This window comes from Heyndrickxia oleronia, assembly GCF_017809215.1.
Classification (GTDB): Bacteria; Bacillota; Bacilli; order Bacillales; family Bacillaceae_C; genus Heyndrickxia; species Heyndrickxia oleronia.
Map to the genome: position 1 here is coordinate 690,479 of NZ_CP065424.1, position 24,498 is coordinate 714,976.

Below are 24,498 nucleotides of genomic sequence, written 5' to 3' on the forward strand. Positions count from 1 at the left end.
TTATAATATTATATTTTTATATTTTAACTTATTTATCCCAAACCTTGAAAGGATGAAGCTCGAATGGAAAAAGTTTTTCGGTACATTGAAGATCATGCTGATATGTATCTTGATTGGTTAATCGAAGCATGTAATCAACCTAGCGTATCTGCCCAAAATCGGGGAATGGTAGAAATGAAAGAGCTTGTAAAAAGATTTCTAAATATGATCAATGTTGAGGTTGAAGAAATAACAACAGATGGCTATCCGATTATTTATGGCGAACTAGAAGAAGGTCATAATAAAACACTCACATTCTATAATCATTATGATGTACAGCCTGAAGACCCAATTGATCATTGGAAAAGCCCTCCATTTGAAGCCAGCATAAGAGAAGGGAAAATTTTTGCAAGGGGGGTTGCGGATAATAAAGGAAACCTGATTGCTCGAATATGTGCTGTACATGCCTATCAACAAATATATGGAAAAGTACCTATCAATCTTAAATTTATCTTTGAGGGAGAGGAAGAAGTAGGAAGTCCACATTTGGAATTTTTTGCGAAAGAGCATCCTAACAAACTAAAAACAAATGGAATCATTTGGGAAGGTGGTTCGAGAGAAGTTGAAAGTAAACGTCCACATATTGGATTAGGTGTGAAAGGGATATGTTATGTTGAGTTAACTTGTAAGGGAGCCGATATGGACTTACATTCTTCAGAAGCAGCAATTATTGAGAATCCAGCTTGGAGGCTCATTTGGGCATTGAGTACATTGAAAAATGAACAAGAAGAAATATTAATTGAAGGATTTTATGACGATATCGTCCCATTGAGTGATTTAGACAAAAAGTTTATTGGATCGATGATTTATGATGAGGAAGCTACAAAGAAATTATACGGAATATCTAAATTTTTGAAAAATGTATCAGGAGATGCATTAAAGGAAAGTTTGACAGCGGACCCGACATGCACAATATGTGGAATTGAGTCAGGATATATCGGTGAAGGGTCAAAAACCGTACTACCATCAATTGCAAGGGTAAAATTAGATTTTCGTTTAGTCCCCAATCAATCACCCGAGAAAATTGCACAATTGTTAAGAAATCACTTAGATAAACATGGATTTACCGATATTGAGATTAAGCAAGCACATGGTTTGCATCCATTTAATACAGATCCTAATCATCCATTTGTAAATACTGTTCTTAAAAGCATGGATGAAGTTTATCAAGAACCACCTGTTATTTTGCGCAATTTAGCTGGATCAAGTCCAATGTATAAAATGTTAAAAAATACAAATATTCCAGCAGTACAAATAGGTGTCGCCAATCTCCAATCTAATTATCATGCGCCGAATGAGAATATATTCATTGATGATTATATTCAAGGAATTAAGGTTACAGCCGCAGTTATTAATAATTTTAGATGAAAAATAGTCTGAAATTTTAAAAATTAACAATGGTAAAGGGGGAAAATTATGAAAAAGTCTTTTAGGTTCGTTCTTGTGGCTTGTATTATTATGGCATTCATGATTGCTGGATGTAGTAGCAAATCTTCTACAGGGGAAAGTAGTAATGGAAAAAAGGGGAAAGACAAAACTACATTAATTTTAGCACAAAGTGCTGATATTACGACATTAGATCCGCAAAATTCGTTAAGTACAACCGGTGATCGTGTGTTTAGGAACATGTATAGTCGATTATTCAATAGGGACGATAAAATGGAAATTCAACAAGAACTAGTGGAATCATACAAAAATGTAGATGAAGTAACATGGAAGTTTAAGTTAAAGGAAGGAGTAAAATTTCATAATGGGGATTCTTTAACTGCTGAAGATGTCAAATATAGTCTTGAACGAGTGATGAAGGATCAGACATTAAAGGAATTTCCGTATTTTACACAGCTTTCAAAGATAAATGTTATTGATGACTTGAATTTTGAAATTATAACGGATGGTCCTATGCCTACATTATTAAGACTTTTAGCCAAAAGTGGCGCAGATATCATGCCGAAAAAATATATCGAAAAAGTAGGGATGGATGAGTTTTTAAAGAAACCAATCGGTTCTGGCCCCTATAAATTTGTTAAATGGGATCGTGATGATCGAGTTGTTTTAGAAGGATTTACGGATTATTTTGGTGGAGCACCGAAATGGAAGGAAGTCATTGTGAGAGCAATACCTGAGAGCTCTACTCGAGTCGGGGAATTACTAACTGGGGGAGTAGATATTGCAACGGATATTCCACCGAATGAATGGGACCGTGTAAATGGAGAAGAGGGTGTGTCACTGTTAAATGGAGATACAACTCGTGTCATGCTTTTAGTTGTTAGAACAACAAAGGGGTTTGCTACTTCTGACCCAAAAGTAAGGGAAGCGATTGACTTAGCTATAAATGAAAAGGCAATTGTTGATTCTGTTCTAAAAGGGACAGGAGTCCCTGTTCGAACACGTGTACCTGAAGGGGTAGTTGGTTCTAATCCAGACTTATATAACACGTATGAATATGATCTTGACAAGGCAAAAAAATTATTAGCGGAAGCTGGTTATAAGAACGGACTAGAGATTACATTAACAGCACCGAAAGGAAGATACCCACTTGATGGAGAGGTGGCTCAATTAGTAGCGAGTATGTTAGGTGAGGCGGGTATTAAAGTTAATTTAAAGTTACTTGAGTCTAGCGCGTATTTAGATGAATATAATTCAAACTCCAATAAAGAATTGTTGATGATTGGCTTGGCAGATGGGTTGTTGGATGCTTCTTATTCATTGGTTCACTATACAAAAGATCGTGCAGCAGGACAAACCGATTATTACAATCAGGAGGTAGAAAAGCTTTTTCATGATGCCGGAAGAAACTTGAATGAAGAGGAACGAATCAGACAGTATCAAGAAATTCAATCCATTGTTGCTGAGGAGAGACCACATATTTTCTTATTCCAACAAAATGCTAACTATGGAGTTTCAGATCGGGTTACATTCCAAACAAGGTTAGATGAAGTAATTAATTTTTCGGATATTTCTTTGAAGTAAGTTGTTTGGGAGATGAAAATGAACGGGACTGGGAAAGAAAAGCTAGTCCCGTTTCTGAAAGGAGACTAAGAATTGAAGAAGTATCTGGTGAAGAGATTGCTACAAATTATACCAGTTTTATTTATTATTACATTTGTCGTATTCGTTTTAGTTTATCTAGCTGGTGACCCGGTTGCTTTAATGTTGCCAGAAGATGCTTCTGAAGCTGATCGAGAAGCGTTGAGAACAGCACTTGGACTTAATCAACCATTTTTATATCAATATTTTCATTTTATCGGTGATTTAATTCAGGGGAATTTTGGAACATCGTTTCGCTATCATCAAGAAGCTTTGCCATTAGTATTAGAACGGCTTCCCGCTACTTTTGAGCTAGCAGCTGCTTCTATGTTGATTGCCATAATTATTGCCATCCCATTAGGGATTTTTTCAGCACAAAAGAGAAATAGCTTTGTAGATCTATTCATTACAGGGGGCTCTGTTTTAGGAAAGGCAATGCCGAGTTTTTGGCTTGGAATAATGCTTATTCTCATGTTAGCCGTAAACAATCAAATATTTCCGGTTTCAGGCAGGGGAACATGGGCTCATTTAATACTGCCAGCTATTACTCTAGGAACTGGGGTAGCGGCTGAAATGACAAGGTTAGTTCGTTCAAGCATGTTAGACATTTTAAACCAGGATTATATCCGGACAGCAAAGAGTAAAGGGGTAAGTGATACACTGGTTGTTTACAAACATGCCTTTCGAAATTCACTGATTCCAGTTGTAACGATTACCTCATTACAAGTAACCCATTTAGTAAGTGGTGCATTAATTACCGAAACTGTCTTTTCATGGCCTGGACTAGGGCAATTATTAGTTCAAGCGGTCAATGGTAGGGATATGGCAGTCGTACAAGCGGCGGTTTTCGTTATTGCTATTCTAGTTATTTTAATTAACCTCATAACCGACCTCATTTATCGTTTACTTGATCCAAGAATTAATTATTCATAGGGGGTGAAGATGTGGAAGTAAATGTGAATCAGGATCAGGTTGTTAAAGTAAATAAACCGGTAGCAAATACGAAACATAACCATTTTTTTCGTTTAATAAAATTATTACTCCAAAGTAAAACAGGCACAATGGGATTCATCATTGTCTTTGCTGTAGTGTTTATTGCTATTTTTGCAAATATTTTAGCTCCACATAACCCTGCTGCAAATAATTTAGGAGACATGCTGAAGCCGCCTGCTTGGTTGGACGGAGGGTCTACGACTTATCTACTTGGAACAGACAATTTAGGGAGAGACATTTTAAGTAGAATTATATATGGGACTCGAGTGTCATTGTTAGTAGGAATTTTTTCAGTTATTTTAGCGGGTATCATCGGCATCTTAGTTGGAATTTTGGCAGGATATTATGGTGGAGTAATCGATAATATCTTAATGAGAATCGTGGATTCCTTCCTTGCGATACCAAGTATTCTATTTATTTTAGTTGTTCTAGCTGTATTTGAACCTAGTATCATGGTTCTTATTGTCGTTATTGGATTTACCAACTGGGTTACATATGCAAGGGTAGTAAGGGGTGAGGTACTAAGTATTAAAGAGAGGGAGTTTGTAAAGGCATCAAAGTCCATCGGGACAAAAAATGCAACGATTATGTTAAAGCATATATTTCCTAATATTATTTCCTCTTTTATCGTTATTTCGACTTTAAGTGTTGCTACAACCATCATCTTAGAAGCTTCCTTAAGCTTTCTAGGATTAGGAATACAGCCCCCAACTGTTTCATGGGGAGGAATGTTGACGGATGGTAGGAATTATCTAGCTACGAACTGGTGGCTAGCAACCTTCCCTGGAATTGCCATAACAATTACCGTTCTTGGAATTATCTTTTTAGGTGATTGGCTTCGTGATGTATTAGATCCACGAACACAAGGAAGAAAATAGGAAGGGGGTAATAACATGGCTAAAACTCAAACACTATTAGAAGTGAAGGATTTACAAACACATTTCTTTACAGACAGTGGAACGGTTGCTTCTGTAAATGGTGTTTCCTTTTCAGTGGGAAAAGGAGAAACCGTTGGTATTGTCGGTGAATCAGGATGTGGAAAAAGTGTAACGTCTCTTTCTCTTCTACAATTGGTTAGTGAACCTGGAAAAATTGTTGGTGGGGAAATACTGTTTGATGGAAAAAATTTATTAAAGTACTCCAAGCGGGAAATGCGGCAATTAAGAGGCAATAAAATTTCAATGATATTTCAAGAGCCATTAACTTCCTTAAATCCAGTGTTTACTGTCGGAAGTCAAATATCAGAGGCGATTCGACTCCATCAAAATGTAGATAAGAAAGAAGCGAAAAAGAAAGCAATCGAAATGTTAAAAAAGGTAGGAATCCCGAGAGCGGAAAAACACTATTTTTCATTTCCACACCTACTTAGCGGAGGAATGAGGCAAAGGGTCATGATCGCAATGGCATTATCCTGTAATCCACAATTACTAATAGCGGATGAGCCGACAACTGCTCTTGATGTTACCATTCAAGCGCAAATTTTAAAGCTAATGAAAAAATTAAGTGAAGAATATGGAACATCCATTATTATGATTACTCATGATTTAGGTGTAGTAGCAGAAATGGTAGATCGAGTGATTGTCATGTATGCTGGTCAAATTGTAGAGCAAGATAATGTTTTTAACATTTTTAAGAATCCAAAGCATCCTTATACAAAGGGATTACTAAATAGTACACCAAAAATACATCAATTAAAGGATCAATTAGAATCGATTGAAGGAAATGTACCAATTCCTTCTGAATTGCCTGTTGGATGTAAGTTTCATCCGCGCTGTCCTTATGCGATGGATATCTGTAGAAAACAAGAACCTTCATTAGTTCAAGCTAAAGATGGTTCTGAAGTAAGATGTTGGCTTCATAGTGACGAAGAGGTGATTAATCTATGACTGTTACCACCAACGATGATACGAAAAAAGAGCATGAAACCCTATTAGAAATTGAAGGGTTAAAAAAATATTTTCCTATTTCTACAGGTTTTTTTGGAAAAACAAAGCAGTATGTAAAAGCAGTGGATGGAATTGATTTAATTGTAAAAAAAGGAGAAACATTAGGGATAGTAGGCGAATCAGGATGTGGAAAATCGACAACTGGAAATACTATTTTACGATTGCTTGAGCCTACAGAGGGAAAAATCATTTTTGACGGATCTGATATTACGAAACTATCAGAACGAGGAATGCAAAAAATAAGAAAAGATATCCAAATGGTATTTCAAGATCCATTTTCCTCACTTAATCCTAGAATGAGAGTATTTGATATTATTGCAGAACCACTTCGAACTCATAAAGTAGCAAAAGGAAAGGAATTAGAGCAAACTGTTTATGAATTAATGGAAACAGTTGGGTTAGACCGATCATTCTCCGGACGATATCCCCATGAATTTAGTGGTGGGCAAAGGCAAAGAATCGGGATTGCTCGTGCACTAGCTTTAAAACCGAAATTAATCATTTGTGATGAGCCTGTTTCAGCTTTAGATGTTTCTATTCAAGCACAAATCTTAAATTTATTAATGGATTTACAAAAAAGATTTAATTTAACCTATATTTTCATCGCACATGGTATTCCGGCAGTTAAATATATAAGTGATCGAATCGCCGTCATGTATATGGGGGAAGTTGTCGAGCTATCATCAAAAGATGAGCTTTTTAGTCATACACTTCATCCATATACTCGTGGCTTAATATCTTCTGTTCCGATCCCTGACCCAACATTAAGAGAGCGTAAGGAACAGTTTATTTTGGAAGATGATCTACCTGATCAAACGGATTTACCAAGTGGTTGCCGATTCTATACAAGATGTCCATTTAGAAAGGAAAAATGTAAAGTAGAAAAACCAGAATTTAGAAATGTTGGGGATGAACATTTTGTATCCTGTCATTACCCAATAATGTAAGTACTTTATCTTGATAGATTACTGGTGGAAAAAATAAAGAAGGGCAGTGAAGGAATGAAAATAATTGTTATAGGTTCAGGAATTGTTGGAGCTAGTACAGCTTACCATTTGGCTAGAAAGGGAGCAGAAGTAATTATTATTGATAAACAACATGAAGGTCAAGCGACTGCTGCTGGCGCTGGAATCGTATGTCCATGGATATCCAGGGTTGATGATCCAGATTTTTACACTCTTGCTAAAGGTGGGGCATGCTACTATCCGAAACTTGTTTCCCAACTAAAGGTAGATGGTGAAAGCAATCTTGGATATGGATTAGTAGGAGCTTTAGCTGTTAGTACTGACGAGGATGAATTAAATGTGATCGAACAAAAGGTTAGAGAGCGTCAATCAGAAACACCGGAGGTAGGAGAAGTTAGTCGATTATCTGCCGAAGAAGCACGTCAACTATTTCCTCCTTTAAGAGAAGATCTACAAGCTGTCCATGTCACTGGAGCCGCTAGAGTAGATGGTCGATTACTAAGAGATGCTCTTAAACGAGGAGCAGAGAAACATGGTGCACAGTCTTATACTGGTGTTGCCAGTCTCGAGATTAAAAATGAGAAAGTAGTAGGAGCTTATGTAAATAATGAATTTATTTCGGCTGACTTTGTGGTTATAGCAGCAGGCGCGTGGGCTCCAGAGTTACTTGGGCCACTTGGTATTGATACGCCGGTTGAACCGCAGCGTGGTCAAATTGTTCATTTACATCTTCCAGATCAGGATACATCAAAATGGCCGGTCATCCTACCGCAAAGTAGCCATTATCTTGTCTCATTTGAAGACTCACGGGTAGTCGTTGGTGCAACACGGGAAACTGGCTCCGGATTTGATTATCGTGTAACCGCTGCTGGTTTAAAGGATGTTCTTTATGAAGCACTCCATGTAGCTCCAGGTCTTTCGGAGGGTACTTTACAGGAAGTAAGAATTGGATTTAGACCAATTGGGAAAGATATTCTACCATATTTAGGACAGATTCCGACTGTGAAAGGAATAGTCATTGCTAACGGACTAGGTGCTTCAGGATTAACAATGGGTCCATATGTTGGTTCACTAGCTGCAAAGCTAGCAATGGGAGAAGAGTTGGAAATTGATATTACGGCTTATAATCCTCTTAGAAATTGTTTGAAGGTTAACTAAAGTAATCTTGCTGTCTTGAAATAAGCAAGGATTTTTCATTATAAAAGTTATAATATTATATCATTTGAAATATAGTAAATGGATGCAAATAAAGCAAAAGAAAAGTAGGTGTATTCATGCATATCAACAATCATCCAATATTGGGAGAGCGTTTACACGATCCCGTTACCATTTATTTTAATGGAAATCCACTCCGTGCCTATAAACAACAGACTGTCGCTGCTGCATTAATCGCGAATGGGGTAAAAAAATTCGGGGAAAGTCGAAAGCTTATGCAGGCGAGAGGTTTATTTTGTTCCCGTGGCAGATGCTGTAGCTGCTATATGACAGTGAACGGCGAAGACCATGTTCGAACGTGTATGAAAATGGTTGAGGATGAAATGGAGATATTCCCGAATATGGGGGATCCAGATGTAAGGAGAGATAGCCATGGAAACTGATGTACTCATTATCGGTGCGGGTCCTGCAGGATTAGTGGCAGCATTTGAGACTGTATCGAGAGGATTAGATGTTGTTATGATTGATGAATCTAGTAATCTTGGTGGACAGCTGGTCCAACAAACCCAGATGCTATCCCTTTTACCATCGCAATTTTCACCAATGAGAGGCTTTGAATTAGCCGAGTTATTAATCAGTCAATTAAATGAATATCCCGTGAAAATACTATTAAATCATACATTTGTAGGATTATATCAGGATGGAAGTATTGGTGTATCCGATGGCAATAATGTTTTTTCAATAACTGCAAGGAAAGTCATTGTAACAACAGGTGCTGCTGAACGGGCTGTTCCTTTTAAGAAATGGACGTTACCAGGCGTGATGACGATTGGTGCAGCACAAACGTTAATCAATCGAAATTTTGTCGTCCCTGGAAAAAAGGCAGTCATTTGCGGTTCAAGTGATTTTGCTTTAGATGTAGCGATTCAATTGAAACAAGTTGGCGTCGAAATAGAAGGAATCATTGAGAAATCCAATAAACTAACAGCACTCAATCAAGACAAAATAGAAAGAATGACAGAAGAACATATTCCTTATTATCTCCATTCCTTTATTACTGAGGTAAAAGGAAATGGTCAGGTTGAAGAGGTTTATGTGCAGCTTGATCAGGAAATAAAAACATTCCATGCAGATCTTGTTTGTGTAGATGGTGGGAGAAAACCGATTACAGAAGTATTTTACCAATTGGATTGTACGTTTAGCTACCAGGAAAAGCTTGGGGGATGGGTCCCTCATTATAATGAACGCCTCCAATCCAGTCAAAATAGGGTCTATCTAGGTGGAAATGCTGCCGGAGTATCGTTTCATGGTGTCATTCTATTAACCGGAATGATTGCCGGAATTAGTGTGTGTGAGGATCTTGGTGCTTTGGAGATTGATGAAGCCAATAGCTTAAGAGATTCATTATTTAAGGAGATAAAAATAATAGAGTCTAAACAAGATCCTCATTTATGGATAGAAAGAATGACGCATATTGAAAATTTCCTCCATCCTCAGCTGAAGGATCAATTTATTTCTTAGAGACAACTTACTCTCGAAAGGATGAAAGGAGAATCATATGGATAAAGAAACGATTATTTGTCGCTGTGAGGAGTTAAGTTATGAGGAAATTGAAGAGGTGATTCGTCTAGGGGCGGAATCCTTTGATGACATTAAACGAATTACACGATGTGGCATGGGGCCATGTCAAGCAAAGATGTGTGCTGATCTTGTCTCACAAATGATTCATGAACAAACAAGAAAAGAGTATGAGGAGATCCCGCTCCCACGAACAAGAATGCCTATATCACCTATTTCAATAGAAACATTGTCTACAAACAGTCAACATTTTTCTGCTGTGAAGTCGGTTCTTGATGAGGTTGAGCTCGAAGATGGGAAGGTGAGATGAAATGAATACAGCCTATGAAACGATTATCGTTGGAGGGGGAGTCATTGGAAATAGTATTGCCTACCATCTATCTGAACGGTATAAAGAGGGCGTCCTCGTCATTGATAAAAAATATCCCCTATCTGGTACTTCGGGATCTACCCAAGCCTGGGTTTGGGTACATAATAAAACCCCATCATCCTATGCTGAATTTAGTATGTACAGTGCTGAACTTTATCCCTATTTAGCCAAAAAAATTGGAGATGTGGAATATAAAAGAACGGGTGGGCTATCCCCATTTTTTAATGAGAAAGATCGTGATAAAGCCAAAAGGTTAGCAGATTCCTATCGGGAAATAGGAATAAAAATCAAGGTTTTGTCACGTGAAGAAGTGATCGAAAAGGAACCGTCTATTAATCCAAATGTTGCTGGGGCAACATTTAGCAAAATCGATGGAAATGTAAATCCCTTCAGATTGGTTGATATGTATATGAGAGCGGCCAAGAAGAATGGCATCGATTATTCGTATTATAATCAAGTCCTTGATATTCAAAAGAAAAACGACCAATTCATCATTGTATCCAAAAAAGGTGAGTATATTTGTAAAAACTTGATTTTAGCTGGTGGTACATGGTCGAGAGAACTGGGGAAAATGCTAGGAATCCATATACCCGTGAACCAGGTAAGGGGGCAAATTCTCGTAACTGAACCTTTAAAGCCGTTTATCAATTATACGATCAGTGGGATGAGACAGACAAATAATGGCGAAGTATTAATCGGCTATTCTATGGAGGAAGCAGGCTTTAATCGTTCAACTACATTAGATGTCATTCAGGAAACCGCAAATATGGCGAAGTATTACATACCTGATCTTGGTAAGGCAAAGGTTGTCAGAGCTTTTTCAGGTATACGTGCTGTCCCAGAAGATGGGTTGCCGATTATTGGGAAGGTTCCTTCTGTTAAAAACCTTTATGTCGCAACGATGCATAGTGGGGTCACGCTATCTCCGTTAGTAGGGACATTAATGACAGAATTATTAGTCGACGGAGATACATCCTTATCGATTGCTCCATATTCGATTGAAAGATTTAAATAAGGAGGAAAAGAAATGATGAATGATTTTGTAAAAGTAGGTAATCTTCAAGTAGCCCGAATTCTCTATGAATTTATTAATGCCGAAGCTTTACCAGGTAGCAAGGTGAATCAGGAGCAATTTTGGAATGGATTAGAAACCTTAATAAAAGATTTATCTCCGAAAAATAGAGCATTATTGGCTCAACGTGATGATTTACAAAATAAAATAAATGCTTGGCACCGTGAAAATCAGGAGTTTGATTTTCATAAATACCAATCATTTTTGCAGGAAATCGGCTACTTAGAGCCTGAGGTCGAGGATTTTAACATATTAACTGAACAAGTCGATGAAGAGGTGGCCATTCAAGCAGGACCACAGCTTGTCGTTCCTGTTGATAATGCACGCTATGCATTAAATGCTGCAAATGCTCGGTGGGGAAGCCTGTATGACGCGCTTTATGGGACTGATGCGATAAGTGAGGAAGCGGGAGCTCAACAGGAAGGAAGCTATAACCCGATTCGCGGGGAAAAGGTCATTCAATTTGCTAGAGAATTTTTGGATCAAGTCGTTCCATTAAAAGGAGCTTCACATAGTGAAGCAACGAAATATTTTATTGCTGATGGGAAACTAACGATTTTACTTAGAAATGGGCAAATGACAAGTCTCCAAGATGAGTCTAAATGTATTGGCTATAAAGGAACAACGGAGGAGCCATCCACTATTTTATTAAAAAATAATAAACTCCATTTAGAAATTCAAATTGACCCTACTCATCCAATTGGTCAAACCGATCAAGCGGGTATTAAAGATATTCTATTAGAATCAGCATTAACGACGATTATGGATTGTGAGGATTCAGTTGCTGCAGTAGATGCTGAGGATAAGGTACTCGTTTACCGTAATTGGCTTGGACTTATGAAGGGAGATTTGAGTGCTACGTTTAAAAAAGGAGACCAAATAATCACCAGAACTCTAAATAGTGATCGACTATATACTTCGCTTACTGGAGAAGAGGTGCGTTTAAAGGGTCGTTCTCTCATGTTTGTACGAAATGTAGGACATTTAATGACCAGTAATATGATACTAGACCAAGATGCCAACGAAGTTCCTGAAGGAATATTGGATGCCGTGTTTACTAGTTTACTAGCCAAACATTCTCTACTTGGAAACGGTGCCTATCAAAATTCCACGAAGGGATCGATTTATATCGTCAAGCCCAAGATGCATGGATCACAAGAGGTAGCATTTAGTAATGAACTTTTTGATCGCGTGGAAGACTTGCTTGGGTTAAAACGAAACACGTTAAAAATTGGGGTGATGGATGAGGAACGACGTACATCATTAAACTTGAAGGCATGCATTCGACAGGTGAAGGATCGAATTGTATTCATTAATACGGGGTTCTTGGACCGGACAGGAGATGAAATTCATACTTCGATGGAAATGGGTCCAATGATTCGGAAAAATCATATGAAATCAGCGAAATGGCTCCAGGCGTATGAGAAATCAAATGTCATGGTAGGTCTAGCAAGTGGATTCAAGGGTCATGCACAAATTGGTAAAGGGATGTGGGCGATGCCAGATTTAATGGCCGATATGTTAAAGCAAAAAATTGGTCATGTCAAAGCAGGGGCTAATACAGCTTGGGTGCCTTCACCAACAGCTGCCACTTTGCATGTTCTTCACTACCATCAAGTGGATGTGACAGAGGTACAGGAAAAGCTGGAAAAAGAAAGCGTGGATTTACTGAGGGATATTCTCGCGATTCCTGCAGCCAGTCAGATTGATTGGGAGCCTGAAGAGATTCAGCAAGAATTAGATAATAATGCACAAGGCATTCTTGGCTATGTTGTTCGCTGGGTGGAACAAGGTATCGGCTGTTCGAAAGTCCCTGATATTCATAATGTTGCTTTAATGGAGGATCGGGCCACTTTACGAATTTCGAGTCAGCATATCGCGAATTGGCTCCATCATGGAATATGTACGGAGGATCAAGTACGGGAAACATTCCAACGGATGGCCAAAATAGTCGATGAGCAAAATGCGGGAGATTCTAATTACCGACCGATGTCAGAGGATTACTCTAATTCTATTGCTTTTCAAGCTGCCTGTGACCTAGTCTTCAAAGGCTATGATCAACCAAATGGATATACCGAACCAATCTTACATCGTCGCCGTTTAGAGGCAAAGGCAAAATTTGCTGTTAAACAATAAATTGGGGGATTCTAGTTTTTTCCGGAAATAAGTAGAGAGGAGTTAGTGTGTTGAAATTTACTAGATTTCAAGTGGATTCTACCATTTATACTGGAGTAATTATCGAAGGAGTCGTTAAGGAAATAACGGGGGATATATTTGGGGATTGGAAGCATACGGGTTTGGAATTTCTAGAAAATGAAGTGAAATTATTGGCTCCCATAGAGCCGAACCAAATTATTGGAATCGGAGCAAATTATGTTTCCAAGGTAGAAGATTTACCAAGTGAACTACCAGACATTCCTGTATTTTTCTTTAAACCTACTTCATCCGTTATCGGAACGGAGGAAAGCATTGTCATTCCTGAAGGGATTGACCAAGTGAAATTTGAAGCGGAATTAGCGATTATTATTGGGAAGGAAGCAAAAAATATCCCTGAAGCTGAAGTGCTAAATTATGTATTTGGCTATACTATTGCCAATGATGTAACTGCCCCACAATATTTCCATCAAGATGGCCATTGGACAATCGGTAAATCATTTGACACATTCACACCTTTAGGACCGGTTATTGAAACTGAACTGAACCCGTTTCAGGTTCATGTTGAAGCAAGCCTAAACCATATAGAAAAGCAAAATAGCCCAACTGAATTAATGATCATACCGATTCGCAAAATGATTTCCTATCTTACAACAGTCATGACTCTTAAACCAGGTGACGTGATATTAACAGGAAGCCCTGTCGGCGCAGAGTTTGTAGGAGAAGGAGATGTTATTGAGTGTGAAATAAAAGGGATTGGTAGACTTCGAAATAGGTTGGCTACGGCAAAAATATTGACCTGATCACTTTACTACCTAAAGCCTAATGGAACCTACGTCCTCAAAACTATTAACGTGTTTTTACTGGAATAAAGGCAGTAGTGTCCTGTGAAATGAAAGATTGTGAACATGTTAGTAAAATATGATGGAGCTGTCTGAAAAACAAAGTATCAGACAGCCCTAGTTGTGTAAGATAGAACCTAAAAAAATTACTAGTGTTTTGCCTTTTAGTTAAAACTCCTCATACGTTGCAGGGTCTTGATTTTTCATTCTACCATCCGGTTGTGTCAGTTCATTAATTCGTTTCATTTCTGCATCATCTAGTGAAAAGTCAAAGATTGAGATATTTTCAAGTTGACGTATTGGAGATGCGGATTTAGGGATTGGAATCGCTCCTAGCTGAACATGCCAGCGTAATATCACTTGGGAAACAGTTTTATTATGCTGCTCAGCAATCTGTTTAATCGTTTCATTTTCTAGTAGTAGGTTTGCTCGAGCGATTGGGCTCCAGGATTCTGTTATAATGTTTTTTTCTTGATGGAATGTTCTTTGTGATTCCTGATTGAAGAAAGGATGTAATTCAATTTGGTTAATGCTTGGTAATACCCCAGTTTCCTTTTCCAACCGTTCTATATGTTCAGGTAAGAAATTGCAAACACCGATAGAACGAATGAATCCCCATTTTTTTGCATCAATTAATGCTTGCCAAGCTTCTACATAATGATCTTGTTTTGGATTAGGCCAATGGATTAAATACAAATCATAATAGTCTAAATTTGCTCGGTATAATGATTCTTGAATCGTTGTAACGGCTTTATCATATGTATGATAGCGACCTGGTAATTTGGATGTAATAATCAATTCCTGCCTTGGAACTGAACTGCGTCGAACGGCCTCTCCAACGGTTCCTTCATTTTCATAATTATAAGCGGAATCAATAAGACGATAACCTACATCAATGGCGCTCTTTATTGCATTAGCCCCTTCATTTCCATTCAGTTTGTATGTACCAAAACCGATAGTTGGCAAAACGAGCCCATCATTAAGAGTTATCTCTGGAATGGATTTACTCATATTAGACACTCCTTCCTATAGTAATGTTAGAATATCACCCTCTTGAAGGAAAGTTCAAATATTTGATTCGGTAAGGGGAGCGCTGGTCGGAGCTTTCATTTTTAATTTTGAACTTATCCAATCAGGATTAAATAATGAACGTAAAACGAATGATGGATAATGTTATAGAATTCTTCGTTTGACCTATAAGGTATGACATTAAAGATAATCACTTCGTATTTGTGTATTTTTCCTTAGATGTAGGTGTGTTGAAAAAAATGCAAATAAAAATAAAGAATTTCGAAATAATAACTGTACGATTGGTTAATTCAAGTAAAGGTGGTAATTTTATGAGTGCCGTTTTCGCAAAGATAATTGGTTATTCGTATAGTATTATTTCTACTAAAAAATTCATTGGGTGTGAATACGCTGCTTCCATTCATTTATTTCGTTTCCTAGCAACAAAGTTTAAGAAAAGGTACATAATGAAAAAGGTTGTACTCCTACTCGTTATTTTCTCTTTAGTTGCAATTCCCTCTCAAGCATTTGCTCAAAAAAAGATACCCATCCTCATCTATCATTCAATTGATGAATTTAAAGGACAGGGCTCAAAGGATTTATATGTATCACCTGGAAATTTTGAAAAGCAAATGGCCTATTTAAAAGACAATGGCTTTACATTATTGACATTTGAAAGATGGGGGGAGATCCATCAAGTGAAAAAGCCTATATTCATTACTTTTGATGATGGATATAAAAATAATGTAAATGCTTTTGCCATATTCCAAAAACTAAAAGGGGCCAATTTTCATCCAACAGCCACGATTTTTGTCATCTCTGACTTTGTCGGTAGATCGAATCGACTATCCAGGAGTGATTTGAAGAAAATGGTAGATTCGGGAATGTTCTCTGTTCAATCTCATACAGCTACACACCCTGATTTAACCAAAGTTAAAGATATTGACTATGAATTAAAAGAATCTAAAGAAAAAATTCAGCAAATGACAGGAAAACCAGTCATTGCCCTTGCTTATCCGTACGGGATTTTTAATGAGAAAGTAATAGCAGAAACGAAAAAATACTATCAATTTGGCCTAACAACAATCCCCGAACCATATGTAAAAACAGGCAAACCAAACGAAAACTACCTACTCCCACGAATCTATGTCAAAAACTCAACAACACTAGATGAGTTTGTTGAAAATTTACAATAAGGGGGTCAGACCCCCACTGCTTTAAAGTGTAAAAGGAAGGGAGGGACAGTGGACCTGACCCCCCTGTCCCTAACGGTTCGGATAGATGAACTCGTATGTTATGGTTTTGCCTTTGATGGTGATTGTTATGATTTCGTTTCCATCGGCGGATTCGAATGTGTGGGAATCTTTGGTGGTGGATTTTTTCTTCCAGAGTCCCTTTTGCTCGGTGATTTTCTTGATATAAGCATTGAATGCTTCGGTTGATCCACTTTCCCAGTTATAGACTTCTTTATTTGCAGATATAGAAATGGGTTGTAAGTTGATGGGGAAGAGCATTTTCCCATAGCCATGGTTGACATATAGTTGTTTAGGATAGTTATTGGGTTCCATTCCTTTTATTCTTAATGTTGATATGACGGTGAAAATTTCAGCATACTCAAGTTTTGGATAATCAAAGGTAAAATGAAAGTATTTTTGATTTTCTAATGGAATAAAAAAGTGATAACGCAAAGCTACATTCATTTGCTTTACATGCTCGATATACATGGATGTCGGATAAGGGAAATTCTCCATTTGCTCCTCTACAAACATAGCATGATTTTGAATGATCTCCTTCCTTTTTTCTTCGGTTACTTCATGAACGGATCCGACTTTTTCAGTTTGATTTTTTCGATAGAATGCTAAGCCATCATTGGATTTTTTACTATACGTATCTTCTAATTTCCAACTTATTTGATTAGAATTAATTCCTTTCTCGGTTACGGAATGCTGCACTTTATTTTCCTGTTGAAAAATAAGCCAAAATCCTCCGCAAATAAGAAAGAATAAGCAAGTAGCTAGTAGATTTTTCCATGAAAAAAATGGAGAGGTGCGAGTGATTTTCGGTGAAGAAGCTTGTATCGTTTGCCATATCCTCATTCTTGTAATTTCTTTTTCCTCATTTGTTGGCTTCAGTTTTTGTAGCAATTTCCATTGGTCATCATAATGATTGCTCAACTTGTTCACCACCTTGGATTGTATTCCGTTTTCTAAGTGATTGCAGTGCTCTTGATAATGTTTTTCGAACCTTAACCTCGGACCAGCCAAGAATGTTTGCCGTTTCTTTGGTGGAGTATTCTTCGACCTTCATTAATATAATGACCATTCGATAATTAGGCTTTAATTGTTGAATCGAGGTGAATAGCTGGTTAACTGCTTCCTTGTTTTCAATATATTTTTCTAAATTAAAGGAAGAGGATATCTCTTTTTCAAATGAAAGAACTGGTACATGCTTATTTCTTTTTCGTTTCCGAATTTCATCGAGAACAAGATGCTTTGCAATGCTAAACAACCAAGTTTTTACACTGGAACGATGATCGAATCGGTCATATGCTGTGTACGCACGTACAAATGTATCATGGACAAAATCCTCGCAGCACTGTTTATCACCCAGCATTAGCCAAATAAAACGGTACATATCATCGTAATACAATTCATACCACTCCATGACAAGTTGCCTCTTATCAATATTCAACTCCATCCTCACCTACCTTCACGCTTTCTAGTTATTAGTCGTGCAAATTGAAAATTTGTGACAGTGATTTTATCCCTATAAAAATAAAACGTATAAAGAAGTATGATGTTAACACGTAGGAGTAGCACAGTTCCCCCCTTTGGAGGAATTCATTAGAAAACCTCGAAGTATTTGTAACAACTATTAATAAGAGGGGTGTCTGATGAACTATACAAAATTAAAAAGGATGGCAAAAAGAAAATTACTGTCACTTCCATATCGTTCAAAGCTCATATTAGTTTTTTCGCTGCTCATACTTCTAACTGCCACAATTCTTGGAAGCATAACCTATTATCAATTTGCAAAATCAAGTCAACTTCGAACAAAAGAGTATCAGCTTCAGCTTGCTGATCAAATGAATCGTAATTTAAATCGCTATATTAAAGAAATGCAGATTATCTCCTTATCCCCTTTGTACGATCAAGATGTCTTGAATACTCTTAAAAATCATCAAGTGATGAAGGAAGGTGCTTCTCTTCCACCAGCAAGTGAAAGAGTAAAAATTTGGAGGTATATTTCTAGTCTCATTCATATGAGAGATGAAATTAAAGGAATCCATATTCTTGCGAACGATGGAACTGTTTTTAGTAATTTGGATTCAAATACGGTGCTACTAAAAGTGTTTGATAATAAAAGTGAGTGGATTAAAGAAATTAGGCAGGCAGATGGAGGATGGATTATTCTTCCTCTCCATCAGCCAAATTATTATATCAATAGAAAGGAGAATGTTTTTTCGGTTGCAAGACTGATTAGAGACCCAGCGACACAGAAATCTTTAGGGATTATAAAAATTGACCTGAAACAAGAACTGTTTAAAGAAATTTTATCAAATACACAGGCAAATAGCTTTATTTATATAGTAGACAAACATAATCGTTCAATTTATCCAAATAACACTAGGACAATGATATCCGATTCGTTACTTTTACAGATTGATAAAGGAAAAAGGGATAATTATACAAAGACAATAATGGATGGACAAAGCTATATGATGGTTGCTAATACTTCGTCTTACTCCGGAATCAAGATTATTATGCTGACCCCTCGTTCTGAAATTTTTAGTGAAGTGAATCATTTACAGAAAGTACTTGTGCTCGTTGTATTACTTGGAATGATCGTTTCCTCTTTACTAGGTGTCATATTGTCCAAGCCCTTAGTAGGTTCCATTCATAAATTACGTACTTCCATGCGTGAGGTAGAAAAAGGAAATTTATCACAGAGGGTCCAGATTGAATCCGGTGATGAAATAGGAGAGCTAGGCAAAGGCTTTAATCATATGGTAAATGAAATTGATCGACTCGTAACAGAAGTATACAAAACCAATCTACGTGAGAAGGAAGCAGAAATTCGTGCATTACAAAGTCAATTAAATCCGCACTTTCTTTACAATACGTTGGAATCTATTAATATGCTAGCAATCACACAAGGAAGTTTAGATGTGTCGGATATGGTTAGTTCACTTGGGAAGTTAATGAGATATACGATAGACCATTCTTCCAAATTAGTAACATTGGGAGAAGAAATCTCGTTTATTCATTCATACGTAATGATCCAAAAGGTACGAATAGGAGAGAAGCTTCAATATCGAGAAGAAATCGATCCGTCCATACTAGATATTTCTATTCCTAAGCTAATTTTGCAGCCACTTGTAGAAAATGCGATTATTCATGGGATTTCAGCACAGGGGGGAACGATTTTTATTAGAGGCTATAGAAAGGAAGAAAAGCTTACCCTTATTGTATCTGATAACGGGCAAGGTGTTTCCTCTAAAAAGCTAAAAGAGCTATATGAATCTATCCATTCTCCTGTACCGATAGCATCAAAAAAGTATCACGGGATTGCTTTACCCAATATTCATGAGCGGATCCAGTTGTTATATGGAAAGCAATACGGAATAGAGATTCAAAGTGAAGTGAATAACGGCTTTACGATTCAAGTGGTTTTACCTTTGATAAATGAAGGAGGGAAAAAGGTTGAAGGAAGTACTAGTCATTGAAGATGAACAGATTATTAGACAAGGGCTAAAGGTTTTACTTGAACAGGTTATCGGTGGAATTCAGGTGATAGAGGCAAAGAGTGGCGAAGAGGGGATTACAAGAATTCATCAACGGTTGCCACACCTTATTATTACAGATATCCGAATGGGAGCAATGGATGGTCTTACTTTTATAGGAAAAGCAAGGCAGGTATCTAAAGATATTCCTATTATTATCTTAAGTGGACATAATGATTTTGAATATGCCCGCACAGCCTTACGATATGGAATTACTGATTATTTATTAAAACCAGTCAACCGGATTGAGTTGTCCGAAGTCATTTCCAAGGTTTTTAAAACAAATGAAAGTAATAACGATGGTACATCGACTCAATTTCAAAAGATCCTTCAGTTTATCGATGACCATTTAAGCCAAGAAATCACATTAAAGATGATTGCAGAGCATGTATATCTTCATCCGCAATATATCGGTCAGTTGTTTAAAACAGAGCTAAATCAAACCTTTACGGACTATTTAACGAATAAACGGATAAAGTATGCGCAAAAATTATTGAGGCAAACTCATTTAAAGGTGTATGAGGTAGCACAACTATCTGGATACAAAAGTGCGAAGCATTTTATGACCTTGTTTAAACAAGAGGTTGGGATGACCCCAATTCAATATCGGCAATCACTATAAAAATATCTATGAATAACGAACTATTTCTACTTTTTACAGGATATTTATTGGGGAGGTATTTGTTTTAAAATGTAGCAAAAGGGAGGGGGGAATACAATGATAAAGAAATTCGGATTGATTTTGTTGGTGATTATTTTGATAACGGTTACATCAGCGTGTTCCAGCAAGGAAAAAACAAGTGGATCAAAAGATGAAAAAGTTGAATTAACCTTTATGATTTGGGGAAATGAAGCACATCAGGAAGTATATAAGAAACTGTTAGAAAAATATTATAAAACACATCCTAATATTAAGGTGAACTTGCAAAGTGTACCTTTTCCAGATTATCAGCAAAAAATATCAGTCTTAGCAGCAGGAAGGGAATTGCCGGATGTAGGTTGGGTAGCTGAGCGGATGGTACCACAATTTATGGATAATGATATTTTAGAAGATATTACTTCATTTAAAGAGGATAAGGATTACAAGATCGATGATTTCTTTCCGTCAACATTAGATCTATTTAAAAAAGAGGATAAACTGTATGGAATTCCTTTTTCTACGCCGCCAATGGTTATTTTTTATAACAAGGACCTATTTGTAAAAGCTGGGGAGAAAACGCCAAATGAACATTTTGCAGATGGAACATGGACGTGGGAGCAATTTGAGAAATCTGCTAAAGCGATCACAGCAGATGGTGTTTATGGCGCAAATTTCTTTCGTGATTGGAATACTTGGATTTCATTATTATCGAGAACTTGGAGTTATGGCGGGGATTTATTTAATGAGGATCAGACAAAGTTCACGTGGAATAGTCAAGAAGGTATAGATACATTAAAAATGCTTGATCGAATGATGTTTGCAGATAAATCCCATCCAAAAGCTGGGGAACAGGTTAGCTTTGAATCAGGAAAAATAGGCATGTTTTTTGATGTATACAGTTATGTATCCAGTGCACGTGAAGTAAAGGATTTTACATGGGATATTGCGCCACTTCCAGAGGGGCCAGAAGGCCGATTCCCAATGCTGGGTCAAGCAGGATACTCAATCTTTAAAGGATCAAAGCACCCGAAAGAGGCAAAAGAGCTACTGAAGTTTTTTACTAGTGAGGAAGGAATCACTGCCACATCAACATTTTTCGTACCACCACGTGAGTCAGTCCTAAGCTCTGATCAGTTTGTTAATCAACCAAATAATCCACCAAAAGAAAGTATTCAACATGCTGTGATCGATGAAATGAACAATGCCCGTTTACAAGCAGGACATATAGAATGGCAAAAAATTGATAATGCCATCCAATTTGGATTTGATGAACTGTTTGGTCAATTGAAAAAGCCAGAGGAAATTCTTGAAGGGATGGAGAAAAAGATTGATCCATTGTTGAAATAATCGATGAGGGGGTTGTCTAATAAGGGTTCTGACCTCGTGAATTTGGGGTCAGCCCCTTTGCTTTTTAGAGTGCCCGTTCGTTATTCATAGGGGTGAATGAAGTTGACTACTTCTTTAGCGCAACTATTAAAAGAAAAGAAAATAGCGTTGATTGTTAGTTTACCAGAAAATAATTGGGAGCTTGCTAGGGCAGCGATTGAGTCTGGGGTGGATGCAATAAAGCTACATGTTAATGTAGAACATCGTGCATCTGGAAATCATTTTTATGCGACAGAGGCGTATAGAACGGAATTTCACAAAATTAGAAGTGGGTTTACAGGTCCACTTGGAATTGTGCCTGGAGGGGCATTAGAGAGTATCAGTGAAAGGGAAATGAAAGAATTAATTAATTGTGGATTCGATTATTTTTCTATCTATGCGCATCATATGCCTGGTTGGATGATGTCTATTGACCAAATGGAAAAGACATTTGCTATTTCAGCTGATTATTCTTTCAATATACTCGGAAATGTGAAGAATATGGGGATAACAGCACTAGAGGCATCCATCATCCCAGGTGAAGAATATGGATTCCCTTTAACCTTTAAAGATGCTCTTGCTTATCAGAAACTTGTTCAGAAGGTGGATGTACCTGTTCTTGTGCCGTCACAACGCAAACTTACCCCTTCGGATATTCCGTTGCTCTATCAGACTGGAATTAAGGCGATTATGCTGGGAGCAATTGTTCTCGGTCATGATACGCAAAGTATAAAAAAGGCCGTATCTTCTTTTAGAAAAGCGATTGATTCGTTATAAAGGGGGAGGGAAAAATGGAAACGAACATACAGACAGAGAAGAAACTTCATTTGAGGAAAAATAAAAACCGACGAAAATTTATTGGAAGTGAGTCCTTTTATGGCTATCTATTTACGAGTCCGATGATGCTGGGGTTCCTGTTGGTCATGCTATTCCCTCTAATCTATTCAATTTATATGAGTTTAACAGATTGGAAGCTACTGAATGACCCTAATTTTATTGGAACAGAAAATTATCAAAGACTTGTAAATGATCCAGACTTTCTAATTGTGTTAAAAAACACACTCATCTTCTCGGGTGGCTTGGTACCGATCAATATTATTTTAGCTCTGTTATTAGCCTTGCTATTACAGAGAAATCTGAAAGGAATTGGTTTATTTCGAACGACCATCTTCATTCCAGTTATGACTTCGATTGTTGTTTGGTCAATTATTTGGAAGTATATGTTTGGTACAGATGAGGGATTTATTAATCAATTGCTTGGTTGGTTAGGAATAGAAGGACCTGCATGGTTATATGATCCAAAATTAGCAATGGGGGCCGTTATTTTTGTCAGCGCGTTAAAAAATGTGGGTTTAAACATGGTCTTATTTTTAGCGGCCTTACAGCAAGTAGATAAAAACCTTTATGAAGCCTCTTATTTAGATGGAGCGAATAAATGGAAGCAATTTCAGCATGTTACCTTACCGATGATTACTCCTACTGTATTTTTGACCCTAATTTTAACGATTATTGGTTCCATGAAGGTATTTGGGCAAATTTATGTGATGACTAACGGAGGCCCGGGAAACAGTACGAAAGTATTGGTTTACTATATTTGGGAAAATGCCTTTAAACTATTTGATTTTGGATATGCTTCTGCAATTGCCATTGTTTTATTTGTCATTATTTTAGTCTTTACTCTTATTCAATGGGGGGTTAGAAAAAGGTGGGTTTTCCATGAGGAATAAAAAGAAAAATGGAATCTTAACGAGATTTACATTTTATGGTGTGCTTACTGGCCTTTCTTTAATTATGATTGTTCCATTTTTGTGGATGATTAATACTAGTTTCAAAGATCCTACAAAGATTTTTACTTTTCAGCTTATTCCTAAACCGTTTCGCTGGGAAAATTATATCGAGGTGTTAAAATCAACTCCTTTTCATCTTTTTTATTTTAATAGTTTTTATATAGCTGTATTAGTAACAATTGGAACGATATTTTTAGGCTCTTTGGCAGGATATGCTTTTGCAAAATTAAAATTCAAAGGAAGTTCTATTTTGTTTCTTTGTTTATTAAGTACGATGATGATTCCCGTTGAAGTCATTACGATTCCTTTATTTCTCTTTATGAGGGATTTAGGATTAATCAATACACATGTTCCGTTAATTGCTATTCCGATCTTAGGACCTGCTGGAGTATTTGGTGTATTTGTTATGAGGCAATTCTTTTTATTAGTACCTAAAGAATTAGAGGAAGCGGCGAAATTGGATGGATGTTCATATTTCCGAATTTATTGGAACATTATGCTTCCATTGGCAAAGCCAGCGATTGCAACACTGACCATTTTTACATTTCTAACTAGCTGGAATGAATTTTATGAACCACTCATTTATATTAACTCGAAGGAATTAATGACTTTACCACTTGCTTTAGCATTATTTACCGATGAAGTAGGTACGAAATGGGAGTTATTAATGAGTGCATCTGTTATGGCAACTGTTCCATTACTAATTATCTTTTTCTTTGCCCAGAAACAATTTATTGAAGGTGTGTCCATGACTGGAGGGAAATAAAAAGCTTT

23 protein-coding genes are annotated in these 24,498 nt (G+C 37.1%); 20 read left to right on the top strand and 3 right to left on the bottom strand.

What is annotated here, in order from left to right; all coding sequences use genetic code 11:
- Positions 1-63 precede the first annotated feature (63 nt).
- From I5818_RS03605 to I5818_RS03665, 13 genes are all read left to right on the top strand, one after another.
- Complete coding sequence (locus I5818_RS03605) at positions 64-1,407, top strand: M20 family metallopeptidase (RefSeq protein ID WP_078109643.1); 1,344 nt, start codon at positions 64-66, stop codon at positions 1,405-1,407.
- Positions 1,408-1,455: 48 nt separating this feature from the next.
- Positions 1,456-3,009 (top strand): ABC transporter substrate-binding protein, encoded by a 1,554-nt coding sequence (locus I5818_RS03610; protein ID WP_078109642.1) that lies wholly within the window; start codon positions 1,456-1,458, stop codon positions 3,007-3,009.
- A 72-nt stretch (positions 3,010-3,081) separates the two neighbouring features.
- Positions 3,082-3,999 carry an ABC transporter permease gene (locus tag I5818_RS03615; RefSeq protein WP_078109641.1) on the top strand — a complete coding sequence of 306 codons (918 nt, stop codon included), beginning with the start codon at positions 3,082-3,084 and terminating at the stop codon, positions 3,997-3,999.
- Between the two features lie 11 nt (positions 4,000-4,010).
- Complete coding sequence (locus tag I5818_RS03620; protein WP_235849574.1) at positions 4,011-4,937, top strand: ABC transporter permease; 927 nt, start codon at positions 4,011-4,013, stop codon at positions 4,935-4,937.
- A 15-nt stretch (positions 4,938-4,952) separates the two neighbouring features.
- Complete coding sequence (locus I5818_RS03625) at positions 4,953-5,945, top strand: ABC transporter ATP-binding protein (protein ID WP_071974723.1); 993 nt, start codon at positions 4,953-4,955, stop codon at positions 5,943-5,945.
- Entirely contained in the window at positions 5,942-6,952 is a 1,011-nt protein-coding gene (locus tag I5818_RS03630) for an ABC transporter ATP-binding protein (RefSeq protein WP_078109640.1), read from the top strand. Before I5818_RS03625 ends, I5818_RS03630 begins: the two co-directional genes overlap by 4 nt.
- A gap of 54 nt (positions 6,953-7,006) precedes the next feature.
- A complete protein-coding gene (locus tag I5818_RS03635) occupies positions 7,007-8,128 on the top strand; it encodes an NAD(P)/FAD-dependent oxidoreductase (RefSeq protein ID WP_078109639.1) in 1,122 nt (373 codons plus the stop codon).
- Positions 8,129-8,244: 116 nt separating this feature from the next.
- Positions 8,245-8,568 (top strand): (2Fe-2S)-binding protein, encoded by a 324-nt coding sequence (locus I5818_RS03640; RefSeq protein WP_078109638.1) that lies wholly within the window; start codon positions 8,245-8,247, stop codon positions 8,566-8,568.
- Positions 8,558-9,646: an NAD(P)/FAD-dependent oxidoreductase gene (locus I5818_RS03645; RefSeq protein ID WP_078109637.1), complete on the top strand. Its 1,089-nt coding sequence runs from the start codon at positions 8,558-8,560 to the stop codon at positions 9,644-9,646. The genes I5818_RS03640 and I5818_RS03645 overlap by 11 nt, the downstream gene beginning before the upstream one ends.
- Before the next feature lie 37 nt (positions 9,647-9,683).
- Complete coding sequence (locus I5818_RS03650) at positions 9,684-10,013, top strand: (2Fe-2S)-binding protein (RefSeq protein WP_078109636.1); 330 nt, start codon at positions 9,684-9,686, stop codon at positions 10,011-10,013.
- A gap of 1 nt (position 10,014) precedes the next feature.
- A complete protein-coding gene (locus I5818_RS03655; RefSeq protein ID WP_078109635.1) occupies positions 10,015-11,088 on the top strand; it encodes an NAD(P)/FAD-dependent oxidoreductase in 1,074 nt (357 codons plus the stop codon).
- Positions 11,089-11,103: 15 nt separating this feature from the next.
- Positions 11,104-13,281 carry a malate synthase G gene (locus tag I5818_RS03660; protein WP_078109652.1) on the top strand — a complete coding sequence of 726 codons (2,178 nt, stop codon included), beginning with the start codon at positions 11,104-11,106 and terminating at the stop codon, positions 13,279-13,281.
- Positions 13,282-13,331: 50 nt separating this feature from the next.
- Positions 13,332-14,102 carry a fumarylacetoacetate hydrolase family protein gene (locus I5818_RS03665; protein ID WP_078109634.1) on the top strand — a complete coding sequence of 257 codons (771 nt, stop codon included), beginning with the start codon at positions 13,332-13,334 and terminating at the stop codon, positions 14,100-14,102.
- A gap of 207 nt (positions 14,103-14,309) precedes the next feature.
- On the opposite strand, the gene I5818_RS03670 is transcribed toward I5818_RS03665, so the two are convergent.
- A complete protein-coding gene (locus I5818_RS03670; RefSeq protein WP_078109633.1) occupies positions 14,310-15,152 on the bottom strand; it encodes an aldo/keto reductase in 843 nt (280 codons plus the stop codon).
- Positions 15,153-15,616: 464 nt separating this feature from the next.
- Here I5818_RS03670 and I5818_RS03675 point away from each other — a divergent pair, with 464 nt between their 5' ends.
- Positions 15,617-16,345, top strand: coding sequence for a polysaccharide deacetylase family protein (locus tag I5818_RS03675; protein WP_078109651.1), 729 nt, complete (start codon positions 15,617-15,619; stop codon positions 16,343-16,345).
- A 69-nt stretch (positions 16,346-16,414) separates the two neighbouring features.
- Here the strand turns inward: I5818_RS03675 and I5818_RS03680 are convergent, their stop codons facing one another.
- Together I5818_RS03680 and I5818_RS03685 are read right to left on the bottom strand one after the other, a co-directional pair.
- On the bottom strand, positions 16,415-17,323 hold the full coding sequence (locus tag I5818_RS03680) for a hypothetical protein (protein ID WP_078109632.1): 909 nt from the start codon (positions 17,321-17,323) through the stop codon (positions 16,415-16,417).
- The gene (locus I5818_RS03685; RefSeq protein WP_078109650.1) at positions 17,307-17,840 is read right to left on the bottom strand and encodes an RNA polymerase sigma factor; all 534 of its coding nucleotides are present in this window, start codon (positions 17,838-17,840) and stop codon (positions 17,307-17,309) included. The genes I5818_RS03680 and I5818_RS03685 overlap by 17 nt, the downstream gene beginning before the upstream one ends.
- A gap of 202 nt (positions 17,841-18,042) precedes the next feature.
- Here I5818_RS03685 and I5818_RS03690 point away from each other — a divergent pair, with 202 nt between their 5' ends.
- The 6 genes from I5818_RS03690 (at position 18,043) to I5818_RS03715 (ending at position 24,490) form a co-directional block, all read left to right on the top strand.
- Positions 18,043-19,875 (top strand): sensor histidine kinase, encoded by a 1,833-nt coding sequence (locus tag I5818_RS03690; RefSeq protein ID WP_078109631.1) that lies wholly within the window; start codon positions 18,043-18,045, stop codon positions 19,873-19,875.
- Positions 19,853-20,554 (top strand): response regulator transcription factor, encoded by a 702-nt coding sequence (locus tag I5818_RS03695; RefSeq protein WP_169846876.1) that lies wholly within the window; start codon positions 19,853-19,855, stop codon positions 20,552-20,554. Before I5818_RS03690 ends, I5818_RS03695 begins: the two co-directional genes overlap by 23 nt.
- A 96-nt stretch (positions 20,555-20,650) precedes the next feature.
- The gene (locus I5818_RS03700; RefSeq protein ID WP_139358102.1) at positions 20,651-21,919 is read left to right on the top strand and encodes an ABC transporter substrate-binding protein; all 1,269 of its coding nucleotides are present in this window, start codon (positions 20,651-20,653) and stop codon (positions 21,917-21,919) included.
- Positions 21,920-22,021: 102 nt separating this feature from the next.
- Positions 22,022-22,714, top strand: a complete 693-nt coding sequence (locus I5818_RS03705) for a hypothetical protein (protein WP_235849570.1) — start codon at positions 22,022-22,024, stop codon at positions 22,712-22,714.
- A 14-nt stretch (positions 22,715-22,728) separates the two neighbouring features.
- The gene (locus I5818_RS03710; RefSeq protein ID WP_078109628.1) at positions 22,729-23,664 is read left to right on the top strand and encodes a carbohydrate ABC transporter permease; all 936 of its coding nucleotides are present in this window, start codon (positions 22,729-22,731) and stop codon (positions 23,662-23,664) included.
- Positions 23,654-24,490, top strand: coding sequence for a carbohydrate ABC transporter permease (locus I5818_RS03715; RefSeq protein WP_078109627.1), 837 nt, complete (start codon positions 23,654-23,656; stop codon positions 24,488-24,490). The genes I5818_RS03710 and I5818_RS03715 overlap by 11 nt, the downstream gene beginning before the upstream one ends.
- Positions 24,491-24,498 lie beyond the last annotated feature (8 nt).